Here is a 24,857-nt window from a genome sequence, read left to right as displayed (position 1 = left end):
AGGCGCGAAAGCACTATTGCACAGGATTTTCCCGCCGGACAAAGACTTCGATCATTTCGAACCGTGACAGCGGACCAAGCGACCGCTTAGTATGGGTCCCGACCCCGAGGAGGCGGTTATGACCGAGTCCATTGTGGACGGCGTCCGGTACGGACGGGACGGCGCGGTCGCCACCGTGACGTTCGACAAGCCCGAGCGCAGCAACGCGATGGACGTCCCGATGCAGGCCCGCTACGGCGCGGCGCTGCGGGAGGCGGACGCGGACCCCGAGGTGCGCGCGGTGGTCGTCACGGGCGCCGGACGGGCGTTCTGCCCCGGCGCCGACCTGGGGTTGCTCGACGGCATCGCCGCCGCGCCGCCCGCGGAGGACGGCGGCCACGAGAACTTCCGCGACGTCCTGGCGGCCGCGACGGCAGGCGTCCCGGTGGTGGCGGCGATCAACGGCGGCTGCGCCGGGCTGGGTTTCGTGATCGCGTGCGCGGCGGACGTCCGCTTCGCGGCGGCGGGCGCCAAGTTCACCACGGCGTTCGCCCGGCGCGGCCTGATCGCCGAGTACGGCATCGCGAAGCTGCTGCCGGAGCTGGTCGGCCAGGGCCGGGCCCGTGACCTGCTGCTGTCCGGCCGCACGTTCACCGCGGAGCAGGCGCTGGACTACGGCCTGGTCCAGGAGATCGTCCCGGCCGAGGAGCTGGGCATGCGCGCCCACGCGTACGCGACGGAGCTGGCGACCTACAGCGCCCCACGGTCGATGGCGGTGATGAAGCAGCAGTTCCCCCGCGAAGCGGCGCTGTCGCTGCAGGACTCGGCCCGCGAGGCGACGGCGCTGATGATCGACTCCTTCGGCCGTCCCGAGCTGGCCGAGGGCCTGGCGAGCTGGAACGAACGGCGGATCCCGAAGTTCCCACCCTATTCGGCGGACTGAATTCGCCGGTTGAGTTCGCAGCGCTTGAACAGGTAGTAGCCCACGACCTCGCCCTTGACGGCGACGTTCTGACCGGAGGACAAGAACTTGTCCCGGCTCTCCTGCCCTTGCTCGACGAAGACGAACGAACCGTTGACGAGCTCCCACCCTTCCCGGCAGACGGAGTTGAGGACCGAGACCGGGTCACTGGCCGTCTTGGTCGTCGTGCCGCCGACCATCGCCACGATGACCGCTCGCTGGTGCAGCACGTCGATCGAGTACTGGAACACCTGGTCACCGCGCTTGAAGCCGGCTCGCGCCCGGCCTGCGGGCGATCGATCGAACGCTTCCCGTTCCTTCGCCGCTTGCTCACGGCGCTTGCGTTCTTCCGCTTCCCGGCGCTGCCCCTCCTTCGCGGCGGCCTCCGCCGCGACCTCTTCGGGTGTCTTCTTCTTGAGCAACGCCACCGACGACCTCCGCATCGACCACCACCCGTTCACGGGTGTCCCCCTGGAGTCGACTGCGGCGGATCGCAAGTTACTCACTGTGGATCTCGATTCGGCCAACAGCGCCATGAGGCCCCACTCCGCCTCCTGAATCCGTGAATGGCCCATTGAGGGACTTAGAGTCCCTCAATGGGCCATTCACGGACTTGAGCTACAGCGTCAGCCGCGGGTCCAGCTCTGGGCCGCGCTCTGGTTGCAGTCGTAGATCTGCAGTTGCGTGCCGTCGACCGTGGTGCTGTTCGGGTCGTCCAGGCACCTGCCCGACTGCGGGTTCACCAGGGACCCCGCCGTGCCCGCCTGCCACTTCTGCGCGCCCGAACCGTTGCACTGCCACAGCTGGACCTTCGTGCCGTTGGCCGTGCCGCTGTTGCTGACGTCCAGGCAGCCGCCCTGGGCCTGCAGCGAACCGTCGGCTCCGGAGAACCACTTCTGCGCGCCGCTCGAGTTGCACGTGTACAGCTGGGCGTGGGTTCCGTTCGCCGTGCCGCTCGTGGCGACGTCCAGGCACTTGCCCGCCACGCCCGAAGACACCGGGCCGATGTGCGGCAGCGTGCCGCCGTACGACGGCGGCGGGTTCGATGCCGCCCACGACGTGTTCGCCGACGTCCCCAGGGTGAAGGCCAGGGTGCCGCCCGAACCCAGAGCCGACGTCGGGGCGTACGCGTTGTTCCACGCCCCGCCGTTCCACGTCGCGCTCTGGACGTACGGGGCGTTGTCCGCCGCCGCCGGGGCGTTGATCGTCAGCGTGTTGCCGCTCGGCAGGCTGACCACCGACTGGGTGAACAGCGGGCTGCCCAGCGCGAGGTCGGCCGTCCCGGGCGTCATCGGGTAGAAGCCCAGCGCGGAGAAGACGTACCACGCGCTCATCGCGCCCAGGTCGTCGTTGCCGGCCAGGCCGCCGGGGGCGTCCGTCCAGATCTGGTCCTGCACCTGGCGCACGACCTTCTGCGTCTTGTACGGCTGCCCGACGTAGTCGTACTCCCACGGCAGCTCGAGGCTCGGCTCGTTGCCGAGGTCGGCCTGGCTGCCGCCGGCGCCGTGGAACCCGGCCAGCACGCTGTCGAGGTAGCTGATCAGCGACGCGTTGCCACCCCGCGCCGCCGCGAGCCCGGCGACGTTGAACGGCACCATGCCGGTGTACTGCCACGACGTGCCCTCGACGAAGTTCGAGCCGCTCGCCGGGTCGAAGCCGGCGGTCCAGCCGCCGCCGGCGTCCTTGGGCTGCATGAACCCGGTGGCCGGGTTGAAGGTGTTCTTCCAGTTCTGCGCGCGGCCGGCGTAGAAGGCCTGGTTCGCGGTGTCCCCCAGCGCCCCGGCGAACGCCGAGAGCGCGAAGTCCGCCGTGTCGTACTCCAGTTGCGTCGAGACCGGGCCGTAGAAGTTGCAGCACTGGTAGGTGCCGTTGGCCGGCAGGTACCCCGGCGCGTTCGTGGCGTTGAGACCCGGCCGGATGTTGTTGGCCGCGCTCGCCTCGTGCAACATCGCCTGCAACGCCGCCGAGGTGTCGAAGTTCTTCGCGCCGAAGGCGTAGTAGCTCGCGAGGATCGCCGTGCCGGGGTCGCCGACCATCACGTACGTCTCGCCGTTGTTCTGCGCCCACTTGGGCAGCCCGCCGCCCTGGGCGTAGTCGGCGATCATCGACTGCGCGATGTCACTCGTCTGCGTTGGTGCCACCAACGCGGTCAATTGTGCCTGTGTCCGATAGATGTCCCAGCCGGAGAAGTTCGCGTACTGCGCCGAGTGTCCACTCGCGACGGTGTGCACCTGGTTGTCGAACCCGATGTACTGGCCGTTGCTGTCGGAGAAGACGTTGGGGTGCAACAGCGAGTGGTACAGCGCGGTGTAGAAGACGCGCTGCTGCGCCGTGGTGCCGCCGGCGACCTGGATCTTGCCCAGCATCGCGTTCCACGCGTTGTGCGCGGCGGTGTGGGTGGCGTTGAAGTCGAACGACGGGATGTCCGCGGCCCGGTTCGCGACGGCGTTGGCCACCGAGACGTACGAGACGCCGACCTTGGCCTGCACGGTCCGGTTGGTCGTGGTGTCGAACCGGACGTACGAGCTGCCCGGGCCCGCGGCCGGGGCCGCCGGAGCCGCGGCGGCCTTCGCGGTGCTGTGCAGCTTGTCCGGGGACGCCTTGGGCGTCACGGCCGGGGCCGCCGCCGTGCCGCTGGTGCTGAACGGCCGGTCGAAGACCAGGTCGAAGTAGAGCGTGTAGGTGAACCCGGCGCCGCAGAAGTGCCCGGAGGTGACCGAACCGGACACCTCGGTCGGGCTGACCACGGTCCACGTCTGGTTCGAGGTGCCGTTCTGGCTGCCGTTGAGCTTGAAGAGCAGGTTCGCCTGGGACGTCGAGGGGAACGTGAACCGGCTGATCCCGGACCGCAGGGCGGTGGTCAGCTCGGTCTTGACACCGTTGTCGAGGCCCACGGAGTAGTAGCCCGCGTCGGCGGTTTCGTTCGCGTGGGAAAAGGAGTCCGTCGCGCCGGTGTTGACCGCGCCGACCGTCGGCAGAATGGGGACGTCACCGTCGGCACCACAGCCCGGACCGGACAAATGCGTCAAACTGAAACCGGTGATCGAGGAGTCCTTGTATTCGTACCCGCCGCCGTCCGGGCGGCTGGGCGTGTCGGGACTCCACTGCACCATGCCGAACGGGACATCGGCACCAGGGAAGTCATCGGCGGCGTTGGAGGTGCCGATGAAGGGGTTCACGACGGACGCGGGATCGGCGACCAGCGTCGCCGCGGAAGCGGAAATGGGAACGAGACCGGCTATTGCCAGTACGGAGGCGGCGGATAACCGCATGAGGGAACGTAAGACCATGGTCACTTGTCCTTCACCGTTGAGCACAAGTTCTAGAGCCACGCGGTTCGAAACGGTCCTCGCGGGCTGACACCGTTGTCAACGGTCCGTGGTGATCCTGTCGCGTTCCGGACACGGCCGGGTGAAGCCGATGACTTTTCCGGCCGCCGCCGTCAGTACTGAAGTCCGCGAAACAACCTCAAGGAGACACCCCATGGCGAAACTGCTCTACGGCTTCAGCATGTCCCTCGACGGCTTCCTCGCCGGCCCCGGCGGCGACATGTCGTGGCTGACCCCGTACCTGCGCCCCGACCCGGCCGTCGACGAGCTGATCCCGCGGATCGGCTCGCTGCTCGTCGGGCGGCGGACGTTCGGCGGCGACGACCCCCACCGCGGTGACCCCGAGCGCGAGGGCAAGGCCTTCGGCGGCGGCTGGGAGGGCCCGCAGTTCGTGCTGACCCACCGGCCGGCCGCGCCGGTCCCGGACGTCACCTTCGTCGGCGACCTGCACGAGGCCGTCGACGCAGCGAAGGCGGCCGCGGGTGACAAGTACGTCAACGTTCTCGGCGCCGACGTCGCCCGCCAGTGCCTCGAAGCCGGCCTGCTCGACGAGATCCTGGCGATGCCCGTCCCGGTCCTGCTCGGCGACGGGATCCGGATCTTCGACCACCCCGGCGGCAAGACCGTCCCGCTGGAGCAGCTGGCGCCGAACTGTTCCGGGTGGTCCGCTAGGGCCGCATGCCGAAGGACGGGCGGCCGAGCAGTTTCGGCAGTGCGGCGTAGGCGTCCGGCACCCAGTCGCACAGCCGGGCGCGGGTTTCGCGGGGGTCGATGACGTCCTCCACCGAGAAGCGCTCGGCCGTGCGGAACGGCGAGCGGACGGCGTCGAGGCGGGCGCGGATCTCCTCGATCCGCGCCTCGCGGTCGTCGGCCGCGTCGAGTTCCGCGCGGTAGGCGGCTTCGATGCCGCCCTCGACGGGCAGTGAGCCCCAGTCGCCCGACGGCCAGGCCCAGCGCCGGACCAGGCGGTGGCGGTTGGTCTGGCCCGCGCCGCCGACGCCGAACACGCGCCGGACGATCACCTCGGCCATCGGCACCCGCGCCTGGTAGACCGCCGTCACCGCGCGGGCGCCGCGGCGGATCGCGCCCGCGCGTTCGGCCGCCGCGCCGATCACCATGCCGGCCTGGTCGGTCAGGGACACCAGCGGCAGGTGGAACGTCTCGCAAAGGTCGACCAGCCGGGTCATGACGTCGGCGCCCTCGGGTGTCAGCGTCGCGCCGCGGTACGGGTCGGTGGCGAGCACGCCCACCGGATGCCCGTTCAGCCGCGCCAATCCCGCGTACGCCGAGCCGCCCGACACGGCGTAGTCGAACACCGAGCCCTCGTCGAAGACGCCCTCCAGCAGCGGCCGCAGCCGGTAGGGGTGACGCCGGTTGCGCGGGACGAGCGAGAGCAGCGCTTCCTCGCGCCGGCCCGTCGGGTCCTCAGTGGACCCGACCGGCGGCAACGAGTCCACAGAGGACGGAAGGTACGACAGGAACTGCTTCAGCACCGCGAAAGCTTCGGCCTCGGACGCCACGATCCGGTCCACCGCGCCGCTGCGGCGGTGCACATCGGCCCCGCCCAGTTCCTCCTTGGTGAGGTCCTCCCCCGTCGCGTGCTTCACCACCGGCGGCCCGGCGACGAACAGCTGCGCGACGTCCTCGATGAGCACGCACAGGTGCGACATCACGGCCCGCGCGGCACCCAGCCCGGCGACCGGGCCGAGGCACGCCGCGACGACCGGCACCGTGGACAGGTTGTCCACCACCAGGTCCCAGCCGGGATTCACGGGGACGTAGGTGAACCCGTGCTGCTCCAGCATCTTGACGCTGCCGCCACCGCCGGTGCCCTCGATCAGGCGCACCATCGGCATGCCCAGCTCGTTGGCCAGCCGCTCGGCGTGGACCTGCTTCTCCATGATCGCCGCGTCGGCCGCGCCGCCACGCACGGTGAAGTCGTCCCCGCCGATCGCGACGCGGCGGCCGTCAAGCCGGGCGGTGCCGATGACGAAGTTGGCCGGGGTGAACGACTCCAGCTCGCCGTCCACATAGGACGCCGTGCCGGCCAGCGCGCCGATCTCGTCGAAGGTGCCGGGATCGGCGAGCGCCGCGATCCGCTCGCGGACCGTCGAACGCCCGGCCGCGTGCTGGCGGGCCACCTTCTCCGGCCCGCCCATCCGCTCGGCCAGCTCGCGCCGCCGCGCGATCTCGCCGACCTCCGGCTCCCAGGTCATGCGTCTCCGAGCGCCTGCTCGACCTTGCGCTGCAGCTTGTTCATCCCGCCGAGCCACCGGTCGGTGTCGGTGGCGCGCGCGGCGTAGTACCCGGCGACCTCCTCGTGCGGCAGCACCAGGAACCGCTTCTCCTCGATCGCCTTGAACAGCGCGTCCGCGACCTGCTCCGGCTCGATCGCCGACGCACCCATCAGCAGCTGCCCGGCGGTGCCGGTGCTCTCCAGCATCGCCGTGCGCACCCCCTGCGGGCAGATCGCCTGCACGGTGAGGCCGCGGTGCCGGTAGGTCGCCGAGAGGTACTCGGCGAAGGCCAGCGCGCCGTGCTTGGTCACCGAGTACGGCGCCGAGCCGAGGCTGGTGAGCAGCCCGGCGGCGGAGACCGTCGCGATGAAGTGGCCCTTGCCGCGCTCGAGCCACGCGGGCAGCAGCAGGTTGGCCGCGCGGACGTGCGCCATGACGTTGACGTCCCAGGTGCGCGCCCAGACCTCTTCGGGGCTTTCCGGGCCGCCGAAGGGCGCGATCCCGGCGTTGGCGCAGAAGACGTCGATCTCGCCGAGGGTCCCCCGCGCGCTCTCGACGAGCTTCGCGACGCCGTCGACGCTCGCGACGTCGCCGACGAACGCCGTCGCGCCGATCTCGGCCGCGACCTCGCCGACCTTGTCGCCGTCGAGGTCCGCGACGACGATCCGGGCGCCGTCGGCGGCGAAGCGGCGGGCCAGCGCGGCACCGATGCCGCCGCCACCGCCGGTGATGACAACGCCGGTCACAGGCCACCGCCCAGGGTCACGCCGCCGTCGAGGACCATCGTCTGGCCGGTGATCCAGCTCGCGTCGTCGGACAGCAGGAACGCGACGGCACCGGCGATGTCGGACGGCAGGCCGAGGCGCTTCATCGGGTACGCCGAGGCGACCTCCTCCTCGCGGCCCTCGTAGAGCGCGGTCGCGAACTTCGTCTTGACCACGGCCGGGGCGACGGCGTTGACCCGGATCTTCGGGCCCAGCTCGGCACCGAGCTCGACGGTCAGCCGGATCAGCGCGGCCTTGCTCACCCCGTACATCCCGATGCCGGGCGAGGCGCCGAGGCCGGCGACGGAGGCGACGTTGACGACGGCGCCGCCGTGCTCGCCCATCCACGCGTCGCGGGCGCGCTTGGTCCAGCCGAGCGGCGCGAGCACGTTGACGCCGAGGATCTTGGCCGCCGCGCCGGGGTCGATGTCGAGCGTCGAGCCGTAGACCGGGTTGATGCCGGTGTTGTTGACCAGGTAGTCGAGCCGGCCGAAGGTCTCGATCGTCTTCGCGACGGCTTCGTCCTGGTGGTCGGTGTCGTCGGCCTTGCCGGGCACGAACATCGCGACGTCCGGGCCGCCGAGCGAGTTGACGGCCTCTTCCAGGGCTTCGGGCTTGCGCGCGGTGATGCACACCTTGGCGCCGCGTTCGACGAGCGTCTTCGCGATGCCGAGGCCGATGCCCCGGCTGGCCCCGGTGACGATCGCGACGCGATCCTTGAACGAGTTCACGGCAGTGTGTCTCCTTCGACGGTTGCCCGGAACATACTAAGCGGTCGGTTGTCGGTGCCATTATGCGCGATCCGCCCGCGTCCTCAAGACCGCGCGCGTCACACGCGGCGCTCAGCTCAGCTCGTAGTGCACCAGCTGCGCGCCGCCGGTGGCGTAGTTCGCGACGTCCGCGGAGACCGCCTTGCCCTCCTCCGACCCCAGGGCGGCGGCCATGGCCTCGGCCGACTCGAAGTCGCCGTGGAAGACCGCGAAGTACGGGCTGGCGTCGCGCAGGCCCTCGACGTCGAAGGCGTGCTGCATCCGCACGAGGCCGGGGAGCTTCGCCGCCAGCGGCAGGTGGACGCGGACGTAGTGGTCGCGGAAGTGCGCGGGATCGGCGGGCGGCGGGTAGAGGACGGTGAGCCGGTGCACGGGCGATCCTTTCGGCGAGGGAGGCGGCCTGCCGAGCGGGACCGGCGACCGCCTCCAGGACAGTAGCGAAGGACTCCTCCCCCAGCCCGGCGGCGGCGCTCGGTCAGCGCGCCTTCGGTTCGTCCGGCACGACGACGAGGCTGACGACCCGCCGGATGCGGCCCTCCCGGGCGTGGCCCATCCGCGAGACGACCGCCCGCTCGATCTCCTCGACCATCACGTCGAACTCGTCCTCGGTCAGCCACACCGCCGCCTGGCGGTAGACCACGCCGTCCGCGACCGGATCGGCGTCCTCGTGGGCGAGGTAGCGGTCGAAGTCCCCCATCAGCGACGCCGCGAACGTCGTGTACGCCCGCAGGTGCTCCTCCTTCGACATCGCCGCGCGCGCCGCGGGGTCGACCACCGCCTCCTCCTTGCGCACCCGGTAGCTGCGCTCCACCGTGCCGCGCACGCGCCGCTCTTCCGCCACTTCCAGCACGCCCGCCTCGGCCAGCACCGCGATCTGCCGGTACATCGTGGCCGGCGCGATGTCGGGGATGCGCTCACGCAGCTGCCCGGTGGTCAGCGGGTCGGCGTCGAACAGCGCTTGCAGGATGCGCATCCGGACGGGGTGCAGGAGAAGTTCCGCGGTCGCCATGGACGAATATTCTCACATGCGATACCGTTCTCGCCGCTGAGAACATTCGCATGATCGAGAATGATGGGGGACGGACGTGCGTGAGGTCGACATGACGGTGACCGGGGACGACGGCCTGCGCCTGGCCGGCACCCTGGCCCTGCCCGCGGGTCCCGGCCCGCACCCGGCCGCCGTGCTGCTGCCCGGGTCCGGGCGGCTGGACCGTGACGGCAACACCGCCCGGCTCCGCTCGGACACCGGACCGGCGCTGGCCGCCGCGCTCGCGGACGACGGGATCGCCACGCTGCGCTACGACCGGCGCGGTGCCGGCGCCACCCCCGGCGACTGGCGCGCGACGGGGTTCACCGACAACCGCCGCGACGGTGCGGCCGCCGTGCGCGCCCTGGCCGAGCGTCCCGAGATCCGCGCGGACGCCGTCGCCGTCGTCGGGCACAGCGAAGGCGCCGTCCACGCCATGGCCCTGGGCACGCGGCCCGACGTCGCCGCGGTGGTGCTGCTGGCCGGGTTCGCCCGCCTCGGCGAGGACGCCCTGCGCTGGCAGGCCGGGAACATCGTGCGCGAGCTGCCAGGATTCGTGCGGCCGGTCGTGCGGGCCGTCGCCAGGCGGCAGCTGGCCCGGATCAAGGCCGGGAGCACGCGCGTGGCCGGGAGGCCGGTGAACGCCCGCTGGATGCGGGAGCTGCTCGCCCACGACCCGCGCCCGGACCTGGCGGTCGTCCGCGTCCCCGTCCTCGCGATCACCGGCGGCAAGGACGTCCAGGTCGACGCCGCGGACCTGGAAGAGATCCGCCGGCTCGTGCCCGGCGAAGCCGAGGTCCACCGGATCGACGACCTCACCCACCTGCTGCGCCGCGACCCCGGCGCCGCGTCGGTGCGCTCCTACCCCCGCCTGTTGCGCCGGCCGGTCGACCCCGGCCTGCTCACCCAGGTGTCCGGCTGGCTGGCCCACCAGCTGAAAGCCGCCTGACTCTCCTGAAGGAACCGTCCCCGGGCTCAGTGCTGCCCATTTTCGGAAGAAAAGGAACTCTCGTGACCACCACCTCCCCCACCCGGCGGAAAACCGGCCTCGTGCTCTTCTGGGCCGTCACGTTCACGACGAGCTGGGCCTGCTGGCTCGTCGCGATCCTGCTCGGCGGATCACCGCTGAGCTCGCCCACCGCGATCCCCTACCTGCTCGGCGGGTTCGGCCCGGTCATCGCCGCGATCGTGCTCCGCGTGCGCCGGGCCCGCCGCCACGAAGACGCCCCGGCGCACGCGGTGAGCTCCCGGCCGGGCGTGCGGTGGCTCTGGGTGGTGCCCCTGCTGGCGCTGGCCTCGGCCACCGTGGTGGCCGGCGCGTACCTCGCGGGCGCCCTCGGCGGGCCCGCGCCGAGCCTGACCGCGGGAAAGGACCTGATCACGACCCTCGGCGGGCCCCTGCCGTTCGTCGTCAGCATGCTGATCGGCGGCCCGCTGGCCGAGGAGCCCGGCTGGCGCGGCACGGCGTACCCGCGCCTGCTCGCCTCGATGGGCCGCCTCCAGGCCGGGCTGCTGCTGGGTGTCGTGTGGGCGGTGTGGCACCTGCCGCTGTTCTTCATCACCGGCACCGTCCAGTCGTCGTTCGGCTTGATCAGCTGGAGCGGGCTGCTCTTCACCCTCAGCGTCATCCCGATGGCGCTGCTGACCTGTTACGCCTACGAACGCGCCGGCGTCGTGGCGTCGATCGCGGTCCACTTCGGCGTCAACACGACCGTCGCGCTGCTGACCGCCACCGCGCCGATGACGCAGGCGCTCGTGCTGGCGGTGCAGATCCTCGTCGTGCTCGGGCTGCTCAGCCGCAGTCCGCGGCCGGCCGCGGTCACCCAGCCGTCTCGCAGTGGCAGGAATGGCTCGTTTCCCGGCCATAGGTGTCGTGGTACGGCCATTCGTTGACGTAACGCGGGCGGGGCATCGGGGTCAGGTCGAGGAACTGGTAGGTGCTCATCATGAATTCGGTGCCCCGCCCGTAGGTCGTGTACGTGTGGAAAACCGTGTCCCCGTCACGGACGAAGACGCTGATCGCCTGTCCGTCGCCGTTGGTCACGAACGCGGTCTTCGGGCTGCGCGCCAAGGTTTCCTCGTCCTTGTAGTTGAACTCGACGGGCGCGACGGATGCGTCGTTGGTGACGTGGAAGTCGTAGTTGAAGCCGCTGCCCGCCGAGGAGTACCACGGGATCGTCCAGCCCATCCGGGCCCGGAACGGCTCGATCTCGGCGAGAGGCGCGCGGGAGACGAGGGCGAACGTCGTGTCCGTGGCGTGCAGGTGGTCCAGCCGGCCGACGCTGTCGATGGTGAACGAGCAGCTCGCGCACCCCTCGTCCGGCGCCTGGGCACCGCGCGCCCGGGCCGCCGCGTTGTTCCACATGAAGTGGTAGACGATCAGCTGACTGCGGCCTTCGAAGAGGTCGACGAGACGCGCCGAGCCGGCCGGGCCTTCGAAGGTGTACTCCTGGTCGATCCGGACCATCGGCAGCGCACGGCGTTGCTCGGTCACCGCGTCCTGCGTGCGCATGGCCGCCTTTTCCTGCTCGAGCAGCTTCAGCCGGGCGGCCCGCCACTCGTCGCGGGAGACGATTTCGGGAAGGGTCATGGTCTTTCTCGCTTTCAGCGCAGTTCCTCGACGGCGGATTTCAGGCCGGCCAGGGCCGCGCGGTAGAACCGGGGCCCGTAGGACACCCGGGCCACGCCCAGCTCGCGGAGCGCGGCCAGGTCGAGCTGGTCGCCGGTGTTGCCGTTGACCGGGCCGGGCAGTTCGGCGACGAGGGTGGCGAGGTCGCGGCGGTCGCGGACGCCGATCGGGTAGACGCAGTCGGCGCCGGCTTCCAGGTAGAGCCGGCCCCGGCGAACCGTCTCCGCGACGCGGTCCGGCCCGGCTATCCCGCTGGTGGGCAGGAAAACGTCGACCCGGGCGTTGACGACGATCGGGACGCCGCGTTCCGTCGCGGCGGCGCGGACCTCCGCGAGCCACGCGGCGTGCGCGCCGGCGTCGGCGAGGCCGCCGGCGCGGTGGTCGGTGTCCTCCAGGTTGCAGCCGGCCGCGCCGAGCTCCAGCAACCGGTCGACCAGCTCCCCCGGCGCCAGGCCGTAACCCGCCTCGGCGTCCACCGTGACCGGGACCGGGACGGCCCGGGCGATCCGCCCGGCCGCGGCGAACATCTCTTGCCAGGGCGCACCTTCGCCGTCGGGATGGCCGAGCATCGCCGAGATGGCGGCGCTGGCCGTGGCGACCACGGGGAACCCCGCTTCGGCCACGATCACCGCGCTGGCCGCGTCCCACGCGTTCGGCAGCACCAGCATCGGGCCGCTGTGCAGCACGCGGAGCTTTTCGGCGTGGGCCTTCAGGTCAATCATCGTTTCTCCTCTTCCGTGGATTTCAAGCACGCAACGACCGCGGCAGGCCGAACGCGGGCAGCAGCGAGTTGTCGTGGAACCGGGTCAGCGCGGTGATCCGGGCCCCGGTCAGGGTCAGCACGAGCAGGCCGTGCGCGTGCAGGATCGGCGACGCCGGATCGCGGACGTAGTAGCCGAACGCCGGCTGGCCGTTGGCCCGCGTCGGGATCAGCGCGCGCCGGCCGCCCTCCCGCAGCGCGACGGTCGCCAGGAAGTGCCCGACGGCCTCCACGCCCCGGTATTCCAGCGGCAGCGGCGGCATGGTCAGCCACGCGTCGTCGGTCAGCATGGCCACGATCGCCGTGACGTCACCGGCCTCGAACGCGCGGGAGAACTCGGCCACGACCCGGCGTTCCTCCGGCGAGTCCGGCAGCGGGGTGCCCGCCCAGCCGGGATCCGGGTCCAGCGCGGCGCGGGCCCGTTTCAGCGCGCTGGTGACCGCGTTCTCCGTCGTGCCGAGGATGTCCGCGACCTCGGCGGCCCGGAAGCCCAGCACGTCCCGCAGGACGAGGACGGCCCGTTGCCGCGGCGGCAGCCGCTGCAACGCGGCCAGGAACGCCAGGGACACCGCCTCCCTGGCCTCGTACCGCGCCTCCGGCCCGGGTGCGTGGTCGGCGAGCTCGGCGAGCAGCACGTCGGGGTAGGGCTCCAGCCAGCTCGGCTCCGCCCGGCGGTGGGTCGGTTCGAGCAACGGGACCTCCGATCGGCGGGCCGCGTCGCCGTGCGGGCGGCGCTCGCCGTCCCGCAGCGCGTTGAGGCAGCGGTGGGTCGCGATCCGGTAGAGCCACGTCCGCACCGACGCGTGTTCCCGGTAGCCGCCGATCCCGCGCCACGCGGCGAGCAGCGTCTCCTGCAGCAGGTCCTCGGCGTCCTGCACCGAGCCGAGGATGCGGTAGCAGTGCACCTGCAGCTCGCGGCGGTACGGCTCGACGAGCTCGCGGAACGCGTCCCCGTCCCCCGCCCGCGCCGACGCCAGCAACTCCCCGGCCCCTCGCATGGTGACCCCTTCCGTCGCTCTCGGAAGTACAGACACCGCCGGGGCCGGAAAGTGGTCGCCGTCAGTCCGGAAGGACGCGAGGCAGCCCGAACGACGGGAGGACGTCGTTGTCGAAGCGGGTCAGGGCGCTGATCCGGTCGCCGGCGAGGGTGAGCACGAGCAGGCCGGCGCCGTGCCGGCGGCCGCTGTCCGGGTCGCGCAGGTAGGTCCCGAACGCCGGCTGGCCGTTCGCCCGCGCCGGCACAAGGTGGTAGGCCCGGTGCCGGAGGACCCCGGTGTAGAAGCGGGCCACGTCGTCACGCCCGTGGTACTCGAGCGGGATCGGCGGCATGGAGACGCGGACGTCGGCGGTGAGCAACGCGACCAGCGCGTCGACGTCCCCGGCGGAGTAGGCCTGGACGAACTTCGCCACGAGGGCCTCCTCGGCCGGTGAGCCGGGCGCCGGCGGCGGCTCGTGCGGACGGCGCCGCAGGCCCGCCCGGGCGCGTTTCAGGGCGCTGGTGACCGAGGCGACCGTCGAGCCGAGCATCTCGGCCACCTCGTCCGCGTGGTAGCCGAGCACCTCACGCAGGATGAGCACGGCGCGCTGGCGCGCGGGCAGGACCTGCAACGCCGTCACGAAGGCCAGCGAGACGGCCTCGGCCTGCTCATAGCCGGCCTCGGGGCCGGGCGCGGCCTCGAGGAGGTGCTGGGGGTAGGGCTCCAGCCAGACGATCTCGCCGAGCCGGGACGGCGCGGGCGGCTCGAACTGCGGGACGTCCCACTCCTTGGCCGGACGCCGGCCGGCCGAGCGGAGCACGTTGAGGCACCGGTTCGTGGCGATCCGATACAGCCAGGTGCGGACCGACGCGCGGCCCTCGAACCCGGCGAGGCCCTGCCACGCGGCCAGCAGCGTGTCCTGCAAGGCGTCCTCGGCGTCCTGGAAGGACCCGAGCATGCGGTAGCAGTGCACGTGCAGCTCCCGCCGGTGGGGCTCGGTCAGCTCGCGGAACGCGCTGCCGTCCCCCGCCCGCGCCCTGGTGATCAGTTCGGTCGACACCTCTCCACCCTTCCACCAGACCTTCTCCCCGTACGGACACCGGCCGCGCCGGGAACTGGGCGCCGAGACCGGGCCCAGTTCCCGGACCGCCGGGGTCTACCTCGTCGACAGTTCGCAATTCCGTACCTGGGAGGGTGCATGACGATCGCAGGCAAGACGATCCTGGTGACCGGGGCCAACCGCGGTATCGGCCGGGCGCTGGTCGAGGAGGCGCTGGGCCGGGGCGCGGCGCGGGTCTACGCCGGCACGCGCCGGCCGCTGACGCACCCGGACGAGCGGGTCGTGCCGCTCACCCTGGACGTCACCGACGCCGGCCAGATCCGCGACGCCGTGACGGCCGCGGAATCGGTCGACGTCCTGGTCAACAACGCCGGCCTGTCGGTGTACGACGACCTGAGCGACCGGGCGGCGCTCGAGCGGCTGCTCGAGGTCAACCTCTACGGCACCCACGGCGTGACGAGCGCGTTCGTGCCGGCCCTGACCCGGTCGCGGGGAGCCGTGGTCAACATCCTGTCCATCACGGCGTGGGCGCCGATCCCGGTCATCCCGGCCTACTCGATCTCCAAGGCGGCGGCGTTCTCCCTCTCGCAGTCGCTGCGGGCGCTGCTGGCCGGCGCGGGCGTGCGCGTCCACGCCGTGATGACCGGCCCGGTGGACACGGACATGTCCCGCGCCCTCGACATCCCGAAGGCGTCCCCGGAGTCCGTGGCGCACGCCATCTTCGACGGCGTCGAGAAGGGCGACGACGAGATCTTCCCCGACCCGGTGTCGGATGCCATGGCCGAAAGCTGGCGAGGCGGCGCGGCGAAGGCGCTCGAGCGCCAGTACGCGGGGCTGGTGCAGCCGGGCTGACGTGCCGGGACGTGGTTCGAGCTGCGAGTTGAGTGCACGCCTGTACACTCAATTGCCATGGTGTCCACCATCTGGTCCAACGAGGTCGTGACCGCCGGCCGTGTGCGGGGTGGTCGTTGATGGCCGAAGTAGGGATGCGTCCTCCCGCGTCGCCGTTGCGGCGGCGGGCGTTGCGTGCGGTGCGGTGGCTGTTCACGCCGCTGCGGCCGGACGACTACCTCGAACTGATCAACCCCCTGTGGTCGACGCGGGAGCTGCGCGGCCGGGTCGAGCGCGTCGAGCCCGAACGGGGCGAGGCGGCCACCGTGCTGATCCGGCCGGGGTTCGACTGGGTCGGGCACCGGCCCGGCCAGTACGTGCGGCTCGGGGTGGTCATCAACGGCGTCCACCACTGGCGCGCGTACTCGCTGACGTCGAGCCCCGACCGCACCGACGGCCTCATCTCGGTCACCCCCAAGAAGGTCGACGGGGGTGTCGTCTCGCCGTACCTGGTCGAGCGCGCGCGGCCCGGCGAGGTCGTGCGGCTCGGCGAGGTCGAAGGGGCCTTCACCCTGCCGGACCGGCTCGAGCGAGGACTGCTGTTCGTCACCGCGGGCAGCGGCATCACGCCGGTGATGAGCATGCTGCGCCACCTGGACCCCGGGCCCGGCCTGCGCGACGTCGTCCACGTGCACTCGGCGCGTGAAGAGGACGGCGTCACCTTCGGCGAGGAGCTGGCCGCACTCGAAAAGCGGCACGAGGGTTTCCGCCTCGAGCTGCGCATCACCAGCCGCGACGGCCGGCTCACCCCGGCCGACCTGGACACCCTGTGCCCGGACTGGCGCGAGCGGGACACCTACACCTGCGGTCCCGGCGAGCTGCTCGACGCGCTGCAGGCGCACTGGAAGCGCCACGGCGACGTCGACCGCCTGCACCACGAACGGTTCCAGCCGATCGTCGGCGGTGACGCCGCCGAAGGCTCCGGTGGCACCGTGCGGTTCGCGCACCGCAACGTCGAGGCGGACTGCCCGCCCGGCACGCCGATCCTGGCCGCCGGGGAAAGCGCGGGGGTCGACATGCCCTTCGGGTGCCGGGTCGGGGTCTGCCACACGTGCGTGCTGCCGATCCGGGACGGCCGGATCCGCGACCTGCGCACCAACGTCGTCACCCAGATGAACAACGAGATCGTGCGCACCTGCGTGCACGGCGCCGAAGGCCCGGTGACGGTCGAACTCTGAGCGTCGAACCCCGAGCGGAGAAAGGAACCCATGCCCACCTCGACAACCCTGTCCCCCGAGGTCGCCCACCCGTTCGCGCACCTGAGCGCGGACCAGCTCGACGAGCTCGCCCGCGAGTTCGACGCCATCCACGACCAGGTCCGCGCCGACCTGGGTGAGCGCGACCGCACCTACATCAAGGGCGTCATCAAGCTGCACCGCCAGATCGCGGTGGCCGGCCGGGCCCTGCTGCTCGGCTCCCGGTCCAAGCCGGCGTGGCTGGCCGGCACCGGCTGCCTGGCGTTCGCGAAGATCCTGGAGAACATGGAGATCGGGCACAACGTGCTGCACGGTCAGTGGGACTGGATGAACGACCCGTACATCCATTCGTCCACATGGGACTGGGACACCGCCTCGACGGCGGCCGCGTGGAAGCACTCCCACAACTTCATCCACCACACGTACACGAACATCCGGGGCAAGGACAAAGACCTCGGGTACGAGATCATGCGCATCGACCCGCACCAGAAGTGGCACCCGGCGTACCTGGCGCAGCCGCTGTACAACCTGCTGCTGATGGCCTTCTTCGAATGGGGCGTCGCCGTCCACGACCTCGACGTCGAGGCCATCCGCGCGGGCGAGAAGCCGATGAAGGACGTGTGGCACGACATCAAGGGGATCTCGGGCAAGGCCCGCGACCAGGCCCTGAAGGACTACGTCGGCTGGCCGCTCGTGAGCGCATTGGCCGCGACGGCCGTGGGACGGCTCATGAAGCCCGAACCCCGGTCCCGGCTGCGGGTCCTGGCGGACCGGGCCGGCGGCCGGCGCCGGAAGGGCGCGGTGCGAGCCCAGCTCGAGGCGATCCGCGCGGAGGGCGGCGGCACGTTCGCCGCGACGTTCTGGGCGAACTTCACCGCGAACATCATCCGCAACCTGTGGGCGCACTCGATCATCTTCTGCGGCCACTTCCCCGACCAGACCTACACGTTCAGCCAGGAGGAGGTGCGGGACGAAACCCGCGGCGGCTGGTACGTCCGGCAGCTCGTCGGCGCGGCGAACATCACCGGCTCGCCGTTCTTCCACCTGATGAGCGGGAACCTCGGCTACCAGGTCGAGCACCACCTGTTCCCGGACATGCCCAGCAGCCGCTACGCCGAGATCGCCCCGCAGGTCAGGGAGATCTGCCGCCGCTACGGCCTGCCGTACAACACCGGGCCGCTGTCCAAGCAGCTCGGCACCGTGCACCGCACGATCCTGCGGCTCGCGTTCCCCGGCGGGAAGGCCCGCCCGAAGCCCGGCCCGTACCGGGGTGACGAGGTGGAGCGCGCCGCCTGAGGACGGGGCCGATCGGCGCAAACCGTTGCGCCCGAGGACAAGACCGATCACCGGACAGCTTCGCCGGCGTTCCTTGACTTCCCGCCCGTTCGGGACTTCGCTGGAACGAAGGCGATCGACAACGTTGTCACCTTGTCCGAAGGAGCACCCCCATGTTCCGCCGGTTCCTCCTCTTGGCCCTGTCCGCCTTGCTGACCACGACGACCCTGGTGGTGACCGCGACGCCCGCCGGCGCGGCCACCACCATCGCCGTCAACGGCGGCAGCACCGGGCGCACCTTCGACGGTGTCGGCGCGATCAGCGGCGGTGGCGGCAACTCCCGCCTGCTGATCGACTACCCGCCCGCCCAGCGGGCGCAGCTCCTCGACTACCTGTTCAAGCCCGGTTACGGCGCCGCCGTGCAGCTGCTGAAGCTGGAGATCGGCGGCGACGCGAACTCCACCGACGGCGCCGAACCGAGCCACCAGCACGTGCGCGGCGAGATCAACTGCAACGCCGGGTACGAGTTCTGGCTCGGTGAACAGGCCGTCGCCCGCAACCCGGGGATCAAGCTCGTCGCGCTGCCCTGGGCCGCGCCGGGCTGGATCGGCGGCGGGAACTTCTGGTCCCAGGACATGATCGACTACGACATCTCCTGGCTCGACTGCGCGAAGCAGCACGGCCTGACGATCGCCTACCTCGGTGGCTGGAACGAACGCGGCCACGACAAGACCTGGTACAAGAACCTGCGCGCGGCCCTGAACTCCCACGGCTACGGCGCCATCCAGATCGTCGGCGACGACACCGGCTGGAACACCGCCGACGACATGCTCTCCGACAGCGGGTTCAACGCCGCGGTCGGCGTCGTCGGCTCGCACTACCCGTGCGGCTACCTCTCGGACGCGACGACGTGCGCGTCGTCGGCGAACGCCGTCGCGACCGGAAAACCCCTGTGGGCCAGCGAATTCGGCTCCCAGGACTTCAACACCGGCTCGGCCGCCTACATCCGCACCATCACCCGCGGTTACCTCGACGGGCAGATGACCGGGTTCATGAACTGGCCGCTGGTAGCCGCGCTGTACTCGAACCTGCCCTACAGCACGGTGGGGCTGGCGACCGCGAACACCCCGTGGTCCGGCGCGTACGCACTCGGGAAGAACCTGTGGGCCAACGCGCAGGTCGCCCAGTTCACCCAGCCCGGCTGGAAGTTCCTCACCGGCTCGGCAAGCGGCTACCTGGGCGGCAACCGCGCGAACGGCAGCTACATCTCCCTGAAGCCCGCCAACGGCACCGACTACTCGACGATCTACGAGACCACCGGCGCGACGGCCGCCCAGACCGTGAACGTCACCGCGTCGGGCGGGCTGAACACCGGCACCGTGCACGTCTGGTCCACCGACCTCGGCTCGTCGAACCCGGCCGACTACTTCGTCAAGCAGGCCGACGTCACCCCGGCGTCGGGGGCGTATTCCCTGACCCTGCAACCGAACCGGATCTACACGGTCACCACGACCACCGGCCAGGGCAAGGGCACCGCGGCCAGTCCCCCGGCCGGCAACCTGAGCCTGCCCTACTCCGACAACTTCGACGGCTACAGCACGCACAGCGCCGCGAAGTACTTCTCCGACATGCAGGGCTCGTTCGAAGTACGGCCGTGCACCGCCGGCCGCGGCGGGCAGTGCCTGCAGCAGGTCGCCCCGGTCCGGCCGATCAACTGGCAGGACGACAGCGACGCCTTCACCCTCGCCGGCGATCCACAGTGGAGCAACTACACCGTCGGCACCGACGTCGACATGCAGCAGGCCGGCACCGTGACCCTGCTCGGCCGGGCCAACACCCAGAACCGCCCGCAGAGCCACCAGGCGGCCTACCAGCTGCGCGTCGCCGACACCGGCGCGTGGTCCATCGCGAAGAACAGCAGCGGCGGCGTGCTCACCACCCTCGCGTCCGGCTCCCACGCGGCGCTGGGCCTGAACACCTGGCACAACGTCAAGCTCGGCTTCAGCGGCAACCAGATCACCGCGACCCTCGACGGCGCCACGCTCGGCACCGTCACCGACACGGCGTTCACCACCGGCCTCGTCGGCGTGGGTGTCGTGGGGTACCAGACCAACCTCTTCGACAACTTCTCCGTCACCCCGAACGCGGACGGGAACTACGGCGGCATCCTCAAGGGCCAGGAGTCGGGGCTGTGCGCCGACGTCCCGGCCGCGAGCCAGGCCAACAGCACCGCCGTCGCGCTGTGGGACTGCACCGGCGGCGCCAACCAGAGCTGGACCGCGACCCCGGCCCACCAGCTGACGGTCTACGGCACCAAGTGCCTCGACGCGCGCAACAGCGGTACCGCCGACGGCACCGTCGTCCAGATCTACGACTGCAACGGCAGCGCCGCCCAGCAGTGGACCGTCAACACGGACGGCACGGTCGTCAACACCGGGTCGGGCAAGTGCCTCGACGCGACCGGCCACGGCACGGCCACCGGCACCGCGCTGGTGCTCTGGGGCTGCAACGGCGGCGCGAACCAGAAGTGGGCGCGCGCCGAAACCCCCGGCATCCTGAAGGCCCAGGAGTCGGGCAAGTGCGCCGACGTCCCGGCGGCGAACCAGGCCAACGGCACCGTCCCGGCTCTGTGGGACTGCAACAACGGCACCAACCAGACCTGGACGTCCACCACGAGCAACCAGCTCAAGGTCTTCGACACCAAGTGCCTCGAGACCGCCGGCGGCGGCACGGCCGACGGGACCGCGGTCCAGATCTACGACTGCACCGGCGCCGCCACCCAGCAGTGGCGGGTGCAGAGCGGCGGCGCGGTCGTCAACGCCGGGTCCGGCAAGTGCCTGGACGTGACTGGGCACGGGACCGCCAACGGCACCCCGTTCGTCATCTGGACCTGCAATGGTGCGGCGAACCAGCGGTGGTCGCGCGGCTGAGCCTCCTCGGCAGCGGCCCGGCGGTGCCGTGAGGTGTCGATGGACGATTTGGGACGTTGAGCGGCCAGGATCCTCCATCGACGAACGCTGAGGTCCCTGCCGTGGCCCGACGGCCGCCGGGGCAACGCAGCTGCACGACTGACTCTCATATACGTCTAGACCATTGACCCACTGAGCGGCACAGGCCTACCGTCGGCTTCTGCTCCCTCGACGATCTTCGGCCCGTGTAACCCCGTTCGGCCCGCTCCAGTGTTCCGAGGTGTCCGCGCCCCTCGTGATGGTCGCGCGCTGACGACGTTGTCACGTCCAGCCTTCGGGATTCGAACCGGAGCCACCCACCCTGGACAAAGGAGTCGCCGGTGCGCACTCGAAGAAAACTGACCGCGATCATCGCCGCCCTCGCGGCGGTCGCGTCGACCGCTGTGTCCGGCGGGGCCACGCCCGCCGCCGCTTCCGGCCCCGCGCTGTTGCCCCTGTCCGTCACCAACAACACCGGCCGCGCCGACGCCGTCTACCTGTACGTCCTCGGGGTCAACCTGAACACCGGCAGGCTCGGTTACGTCAACGCCGGCGGCACCTTCACCCCGTGGAGCGGCGGCGGCAATCCCCCGACCCCGGCGCCCGACGTCTCCATCGCCGGCCCCGGCAACGGCGGCACCACGACGATCCAGGTGCCCCGCTACATCTCCGGGCGCGTCTACTTCTCCCTCGGGCAGCGCCTGAACTTCTACCTCACCCCGGACGGCCTCGTCCAGCCGGCGCCGTGGGCCGGCGGTGACTCGAACCGCGACATCCTGTTCGACTGGAGCGAGTTCACCTACAACGACGCCGGCCTGTGGCTGAACAGCTCGCAGGTGGACATGTTCGCCGTCCCGCACACGGTGAGCGTCACGACGGGGTCCGGCGCGGTGAACTCGACCGGCACGCTGGTGGCCAACGGGCGTGACAACGTCATCAACGGTATCAAGGGCCAGTCCGGCTGGGGCGGTTCCGTCTACACCCGTTCGGACGGCACGGTGCTGCGCGTGCTGGCGCCGGGCAAGGCGGCCGACGCGGGCCAGCTCAGCACGACCTACCTCGACCCGTACATCAACTCCGCCTGGAACGCCTACACCGGCAAGACGCTGACCGTCGTCCCGTTCGGCGACCAGCCGAACACCAAGTACTTCGGGCGGACGTCGGGCAACGTCATGAACTTCACCAACACCGCCGGTCAGCAGGTGGCGTCGTTCAACAAACCGTCCTCGGCCAACGTCTGGGGCTGTGACGGCGCGCTGGCCGCCCCGAACGACCAGGTCGTCGGCCCGATCTCCCGCACGCTGTGCGCTGCCCTCAACCGCGGCACGCTGGGCACGATCGACACCCAGCCGAGCACCAACCCCGGCGACTTCTACAAGAGCAACCCCACCAACCAGTACGCGCGGCTGATCCACGCGAACATGGCCGACGGCAAGGCCTACGCGTTCGCCTTCGACGACGTCGGCAACTTCGAGTCGCTGGTGAACGACGGCAGTCCCCGCTCCGCGGGCATCACGCTGAACAGCTTCACCGGCGGTGGCGGCACGACCCCGCCGCCGACGTCGGGCAACCGCGTCATCAGCGACTGGAACGGCAAGTGCATCGACGTGCCGTCCCAGAACTTCACCGACGGCGTGCACCTGCAGACCTACGGCTGCAACAACACCATCGCCCAGGACTGGACGTTCACCGGCGGCACGGTGCGCACGCAGAACAACATGTGCATGGACGTCGCCTGGGGCTCCACGGCGAACGGGGCGGTCATCCAGATCGCCACGTGCAGCGGCAACGCCGCCCAGCAGTTCGTCCTGTCCGCGGCGGGTGACCTGGTCAACCCGCAGGCGAACAAGTGCGTCGACATCTCAGGCTGGAACGGCAACGACGCGGCGCCCCTGGTCCTGTGGGACTGCACCGGCGGCGCGAACCAGAAGTGGCACCGGGGCTGACTGTCCCGAGCTCGGCCGAACGGGGGACCGCGAGTGCGGTCCCCCGTTTTCGTTGTCGCATGGCAGAGTCGAGTGGTGAGCACACGTCCTCTCGGTCAGCACGCTCTGGCTGCTGCTGGTGCTGTTCGGCACCGGCACCCCGGCCGACCAGACACGGCTGGACGTGTTCCAGGCGACCGGCAACGTGTGCTCGGCGAACGTGGAGCAGGTGGCCGCGGACAACCGGACGGCGCCGTCTTCGGCGGCCTGGTGTCTTTCGCCGGAGCGACCTTCGGACAGGGTGTCGTGCTCGAACACGCCCAGGTGACGGGTGACACCGCCGGGCACGTGTGGCCCCCGAGCTGGAAATTGTCCGCCGAGGGTTCACCCAGTACCGTTGCCGCCGATCCGTAGCCGGACTCTTTCGCAATGGCAACTATCCCCGATAGCCTGACTGCTCGACCGCCGAGCAAAGGAGTCTCGTGACTTCAGCAGGGCACGCACCGGACATTCTGTCTCCGGAGTTCGCCGCCGATCCGTACACCGCTTACGACGTCATGCTCGAGCATTCACCGGTGATCTGGCACGAAGGAATGCAGAGCTACATCATCTCGCGTTACGACGACGTGTCGCGCGCCTTCAAGGAAAGCGCCTTCACCACCGAAAACTACGGCTGGCAACTGGAACCGGTGCACGGCCGGACCATCCTGCAGATGAGCGGCCGCGAGCACTCGATCCGCCGCGCGCTGGTGGCGCCGGCGTTCCGGGGCAACGAGCTGGAGCAGAAGTTCCGCCCGGTGATCGAACGGAACTCCGCGCAGCTCATCGACGTCTTCCGCGGGCGCGGATCGGCGGATCTCGTGACGGACTATGCGCGTCATTTCCCGATCAACGTCATCGTTGACATGCTGGGGCTGGACCAGAGCGACCACGCGCGGTTCCAGCGCTGGTACAGCGCGATCATCGCCTTCCTCGGCAACCTCAGCCAGGACGAAGCCGTCACCGCGGCCGGTCTGCAGACCCACGACGAGCTCGCCGCGTACATGATCCCGGTCATCCGCGAGCGCCGCGCGAACCCCGGTGACGACCTGCTTTCGGCGCTCTGCGCCACCGAAGTCGACGGCACCACGATGAGCGACGAGGACATCAAGGCCTTCTGCAGCCTGCTGCTGGCCGCCGGCGGCGAGACGACCGACAAGGCGATCGCCAGCCTGTTCCGGAACCTCCTGGAAAACCCCGAGCAGCTCGACGCCGTGCGCGCGGACCGCAGCCTGGTCCCGAAGGCGTTCGCGGAAACCCTGCGTCACACCCCGCCGGTGCACATGATCATGCGCCAGCCCGCGGAAGCCGTCGAAATCGCCGGCGAGACGATTCCCGCCGGCAGCACGGTCACCTGCCTGATCGGCGCCGCGAACCGCGACCCGCGCCGCTTCGCGAACCCGGGTGCGTTCGACATCTTCCGCACGGATCTTCCGACGGAGACAGCGTTTTCCGCGGCGGCGAGCCACCTGTCCTTCGCGCTGGGCCGGCACTTCTGCGTCGGCGCGCTGCTGGCGAAGACCGAGATCGAGGTCGGCGTCAACCAGCTGCTCGACGCCATGCCGGACCTGCGCCTGGCCGAGGGCACGGTGCCGGGCGAACAAGGGGTGTTCACCCGGGGACCGTCGTCCCTGCCGGTGACCTTCACCCCCGCGTAGCACCAAAAGCAGCCCCGGCCGGCTGTGCGGCCGGGGCTCGACGGCGGGCCGGAGCCGGTTAGCCTGCACCGGTGACCGTTCCCGACCGGGCGCAGGTGGCGCGCACCTGGACCGAGCTGATCGCCGGCCGCATCACCAGGGCCGACGCGCACGCCTGGGCGGTGCCGTGGGTGGAGGACGAGCCTGAGCGCGTCGCGGATCCGATGTGCCGGACCGCGCTCCTGCACCTCCACGGGTTCGACCAAGCCTGGACCGGCGACGACCTGGTCGGGCACGGCGTGAGCCTCGATTGGCTGCACAGCGACGAAGACATCGCGTCCGCCTTCACTCGCTGGCGGACGGCCGCCGCCGAGTACGACCGGGACCCGGCCGGTCATGTGGCCGGGATCCGGCGGCGCACCCTCGCACAGAGGCGCCGGCCGGAGTCCTGAC

General features: G+C 70.9%; 23 protein-coding genes. 12 read left to right on the top strand and 11 right to left on the bottom strand.

Annotated features, from left to right (window positions below):
• Positions 1–118 precede the first annotated feature (118 nt).
• Complete coding sequence (locus ACIOD2_RS31395) at positions 119–922, top strand: enoyl-CoA hydratase-related protein (protein ID WP_400545948.1); 804 nt, start codon at positions 119–121, stop codon at positions 920–922.
• Here the strand turns inward: ACIOD2_RS31395 and ACIOD2_RS31390 are convergent.
• Positions 907–1,383, bottom strand: coding sequence for a hypothetical protein (locus ACIOD2_RS31390; protein WP_400545945.1), 477 nt, complete (start codon positions 1,381–1,383; stop codon positions 907–909). The genes ACIOD2_RS31395 and ACIOD2_RS31390 overlap by 16 nt on opposite strands.
• 183 nt (positions 1,384–1,566) lie before the next feature.
• A complete protein-coding gene (locus ACIOD2_RS31385; protein ID WP_400545942.1) occupies positions 1,567–4,212 on the bottom strand; it encodes a lectin in 2,646 nt (881 codons plus the stop codon).
• A gap of 211 nt (positions 4,213–4,423) precedes the next feature.
• Here ACIOD2_RS31385 and ACIOD2_RS31380 point away from each other — a divergent pair, with 211 nt between their 5' ends.
• Positions 4,424–5,044, top strand: coding sequence for a dihydrofolate reductase family protein (locus ACIOD2_RS31380; protein WP_400545939.1), 621 nt, complete (start codon positions 4,424–4,426; stop codon positions 5,042–5,044).
• Here ACIOD2_RS31380 and ACIOD2_RS31375 read toward each other — a convergent pair.
• The 5 genes from ACIOD2_RS31375 to ACIOD2_RS31355 form a co-directional block, all read right to left on the bottom strand.
• On the bottom strand, positions 4,938–6,485 hold the full coding sequence (locus ACIOD2_RS31375) for an acyl-CoA carboxylase subunit beta (protein WP_400545936.1): 1,548 nt from the start codon (positions 6,483–6,485) through the stop codon (positions 4,938–4,940). The two genes, ACIOD2_RS31380 and ACIOD2_RS31375, sit on opposite strands and share 107 nt — an antisense overlap.
• Entirely contained in the window at positions 6,482–7,252 is a 771-nt protein-coding gene (locus ACIOD2_RS31370; RefSeq protein ID WP_400545933.1) for an SDR family oxidoreductase, read from the bottom strand. Before ACIOD2_RS31370 ends, ACIOD2_RS31375 begins: the two co-directional genes overlap by 4 nt.
• Positions 7,249–8,001 (bottom strand): SDR family oxidoreductase, encoded by a 753-nt coding sequence (locus ACIOD2_RS31365; RefSeq protein WP_400545930.1) that lies wholly within the window; start codon positions 7,999–8,001, stop codon positions 7,249–7,251. Before ACIOD2_RS31365 ends, ACIOD2_RS31370 begins: the two co-directional genes overlap by 4 nt.
• A gap of 111 nt (positions 8,002–8,112) precedes the next feature.
• Positions 8,113–8,412 (bottom strand): EthD family reductase, encoded by a 300-nt coding sequence (locus ACIOD2_RS31360; protein ID WP_400545927.1) that lies wholly within the window; start codon positions 8,410–8,412, stop codon positions 8,113–8,115.
• Between the two features lie 103 nt (positions 8,413–8,515).
• Positions 8,516–9,049 carry a helix-turn-helix domain-containing protein gene (locus ACIOD2_RS31355; RefSeq protein ID WP_400545924.1) on the bottom strand — a complete coding sequence of 178 codons (534 nt, stop codon included), beginning with the start codon at positions 9,047–9,049 and terminating at the stop codon, positions 8,516–8,518.
• A 76-nt stretch (positions 9,050–9,125) separates the two neighbouring features.
• On the opposite strand from ACIOD2_RS31355, the gene ACIOD2_RS31350 reads away from it, so the two are divergent.
• Positions 9,126–10,016 carry an alpha/beta hydrolase family protein gene (locus ACIOD2_RS31350; RefSeq protein ID WP_400545921.1) on the top strand — a complete coding sequence of 297 codons (891 nt, stop codon included), beginning with the start codon at positions 9,126–9,128 and terminating at the stop codon, positions 10,014–10,016.
• 62 nt (positions 10,017–10,078) lie between these two features.
• The gene (locus tag ACIOD2_RS31345) at positions 10,079–10,960 is read left to right on the top strand and encodes a lysostaphin resistance A-like protein (protein ID WP_400545918.1); all 882 of its coding nucleotides are present in this window, start codon (positions 10,079–10,081) and stop codon (positions 10,958–10,960) included.
• On the opposite strand, the gene ACIOD2_RS31340 is transcribed toward ACIOD2_RS31345, so the two are convergent.
• The 4 genes from ACIOD2_RS31340 to ACIOD2_RS31325 form a co-directional block, all read right to left on the bottom strand.
• Positions 10,887–11,657: a DUF899 domain-containing protein gene (locus tag ACIOD2_RS31340; protein WP_400545915.1), complete on the bottom strand. Its 771-nt coding sequence runs from the start codon at positions 11,655–11,657 to the stop codon at positions 10,887–10,889. The two genes, ACIOD2_RS31345 and ACIOD2_RS31340, sit on opposite strands and share 74 nt — an antisense overlap.
• Positions 11,658–11,671: 14 nt before the next feature.
• Positions 11,672–12,418 carry an isocitrate lyase/phosphoenolpyruvate mutase family protein gene (locus ACIOD2_RS31335; protein ID WP_400545912.1) on the bottom strand — a complete coding sequence of 249 codons (747 nt, stop codon included), beginning with the start codon at positions 12,416–12,418 and terminating at the stop codon, positions 11,672–11,674.
• A 22-nt stretch (positions 12,419–12,440) separates the two neighbouring features.
• Complete coding sequence (locus ACIOD2_RS31330) at positions 12,441–13,454, bottom strand: sigma-70 family RNA polymerase sigma factor (RefSeq protein WP_400545909.1); 1,014 nt, start codon at positions 13,452–13,454, stop codon at positions 12,441–12,443.
• Positions 13,455–13,515: 61 nt separating this feature from the next.
• Positions 13,516–14,493, bottom strand: a complete 978-nt coding sequence (locus ACIOD2_RS31325; protein WP_400545907.1) for a sigma-70 family RNA polymerase sigma factor — start codon at positions 14,491–14,493, stop codon at positions 13,516–13,518.
• A 138-nt stretch (positions 14,494–14,631) separates the two neighbouring features.
• Here ACIOD2_RS31325 and ACIOD2_RS31320 point away from each other — a divergent pair, with 138 nt between their 5' ends.
• The 8 genes from ACIOD2_RS31320 to ACIOD2_RS31285 all read left to right on the top strand — a co-directional run bounded on the left by ACIOD2_RS31320 (position 14,632) and on the right by ACIOD2_RS31285 (position 24,856).
• Entirely contained in the window at positions 14,632–15,345 is a 714-nt protein-coding gene (locus ACIOD2_RS31320) for an SDR family NAD(P)-dependent oxidoreductase (RefSeq protein ID WP_400545904.1), read from the top strand.
• A 119-nt stretch (positions 15,346–15,464) separates the two neighbouring features.
• Positions 15,465–16,562 (top strand): ferredoxin reductase, encoded by a 1,098-nt coding sequence (locus ACIOD2_RS31315; RefSeq protein WP_400545901.1) that lies wholly within the window; start codon positions 15,465–15,467, stop codon positions 16,560–16,562.
• Positions 16,563–16,592: 30 nt separating this feature from the next.
• Positions 16,593–17,876 (top strand): fatty acid desaturase family protein, encoded by a 1,284-nt coding sequence (locus ACIOD2_RS31310; protein WP_400545899.1) that lies wholly within the window; start codon positions 16,593–16,595, stop codon positions 17,874–17,876.
• A gap of 152 nt (positions 17,877–18,028) precedes the next feature.
• Entirely contained in the window at positions 18,029–20,785 is a 2,757-nt protein-coding gene (locus ACIOD2_RS31305; protein ID WP_400545897.1) for a ricin-type beta-trefoil lectin domain protein, read from the top strand.
• A gap of 359 nt (positions 20,786–21,144) precedes the next feature.
• Positions 21,145–22,749, top strand: a complete 1,605-nt coding sequence (locus ACIOD2_RS31300) for a beta-1,3-glucanase family protein (protein ID WP_400545894.1) — start codon at positions 21,145–21,147, stop codon at positions 22,747–22,749.
• Between the two features lie 118 nt (positions 22,750–22,867).
• A complete protein-coding gene (locus ACIOD2_RS31295; RefSeq protein WP_400545891.1) occupies positions 22,868–23,056 on the top strand; it encodes a hypothetical protein in 189 nt (62 codons plus the stop codon).
• Between the two features lie 154 nt (positions 23,057–23,210).
• Positions 23,211–24,425, top strand: coding sequence for a cytochrome P450 (locus ACIOD2_RS31290; RefSeq protein ID WP_400545889.1), 1,215 nt, complete (start codon positions 23,211–23,213; stop codon positions 24,423–24,425).
• 71 nt (positions 24,426–24,496) lie between these two features.
• Complete coding sequence (locus tag ACIOD2_RS31285) at positions 24,497–24,856, top strand: hypothetical protein (protein WP_400545886.1); 360 nt, start codon at positions 24,497–24,499, stop codon at positions 24,854–24,856.
• Position 24,857: the final 1 nt, after the last annotated feature.

It is taken from the genome of Amycolatopsis sp. NPDC088138 (assembly GCF_044741685.1).
GTDB lineage: Bacteria > Actinomycetota > Actinomycetes > Mycobacteriales > Pseudonocardiaceae > Amycolatopsis.
This window is presented reverse-complemented; position numbering and strand designations above follow the sequence as displayed.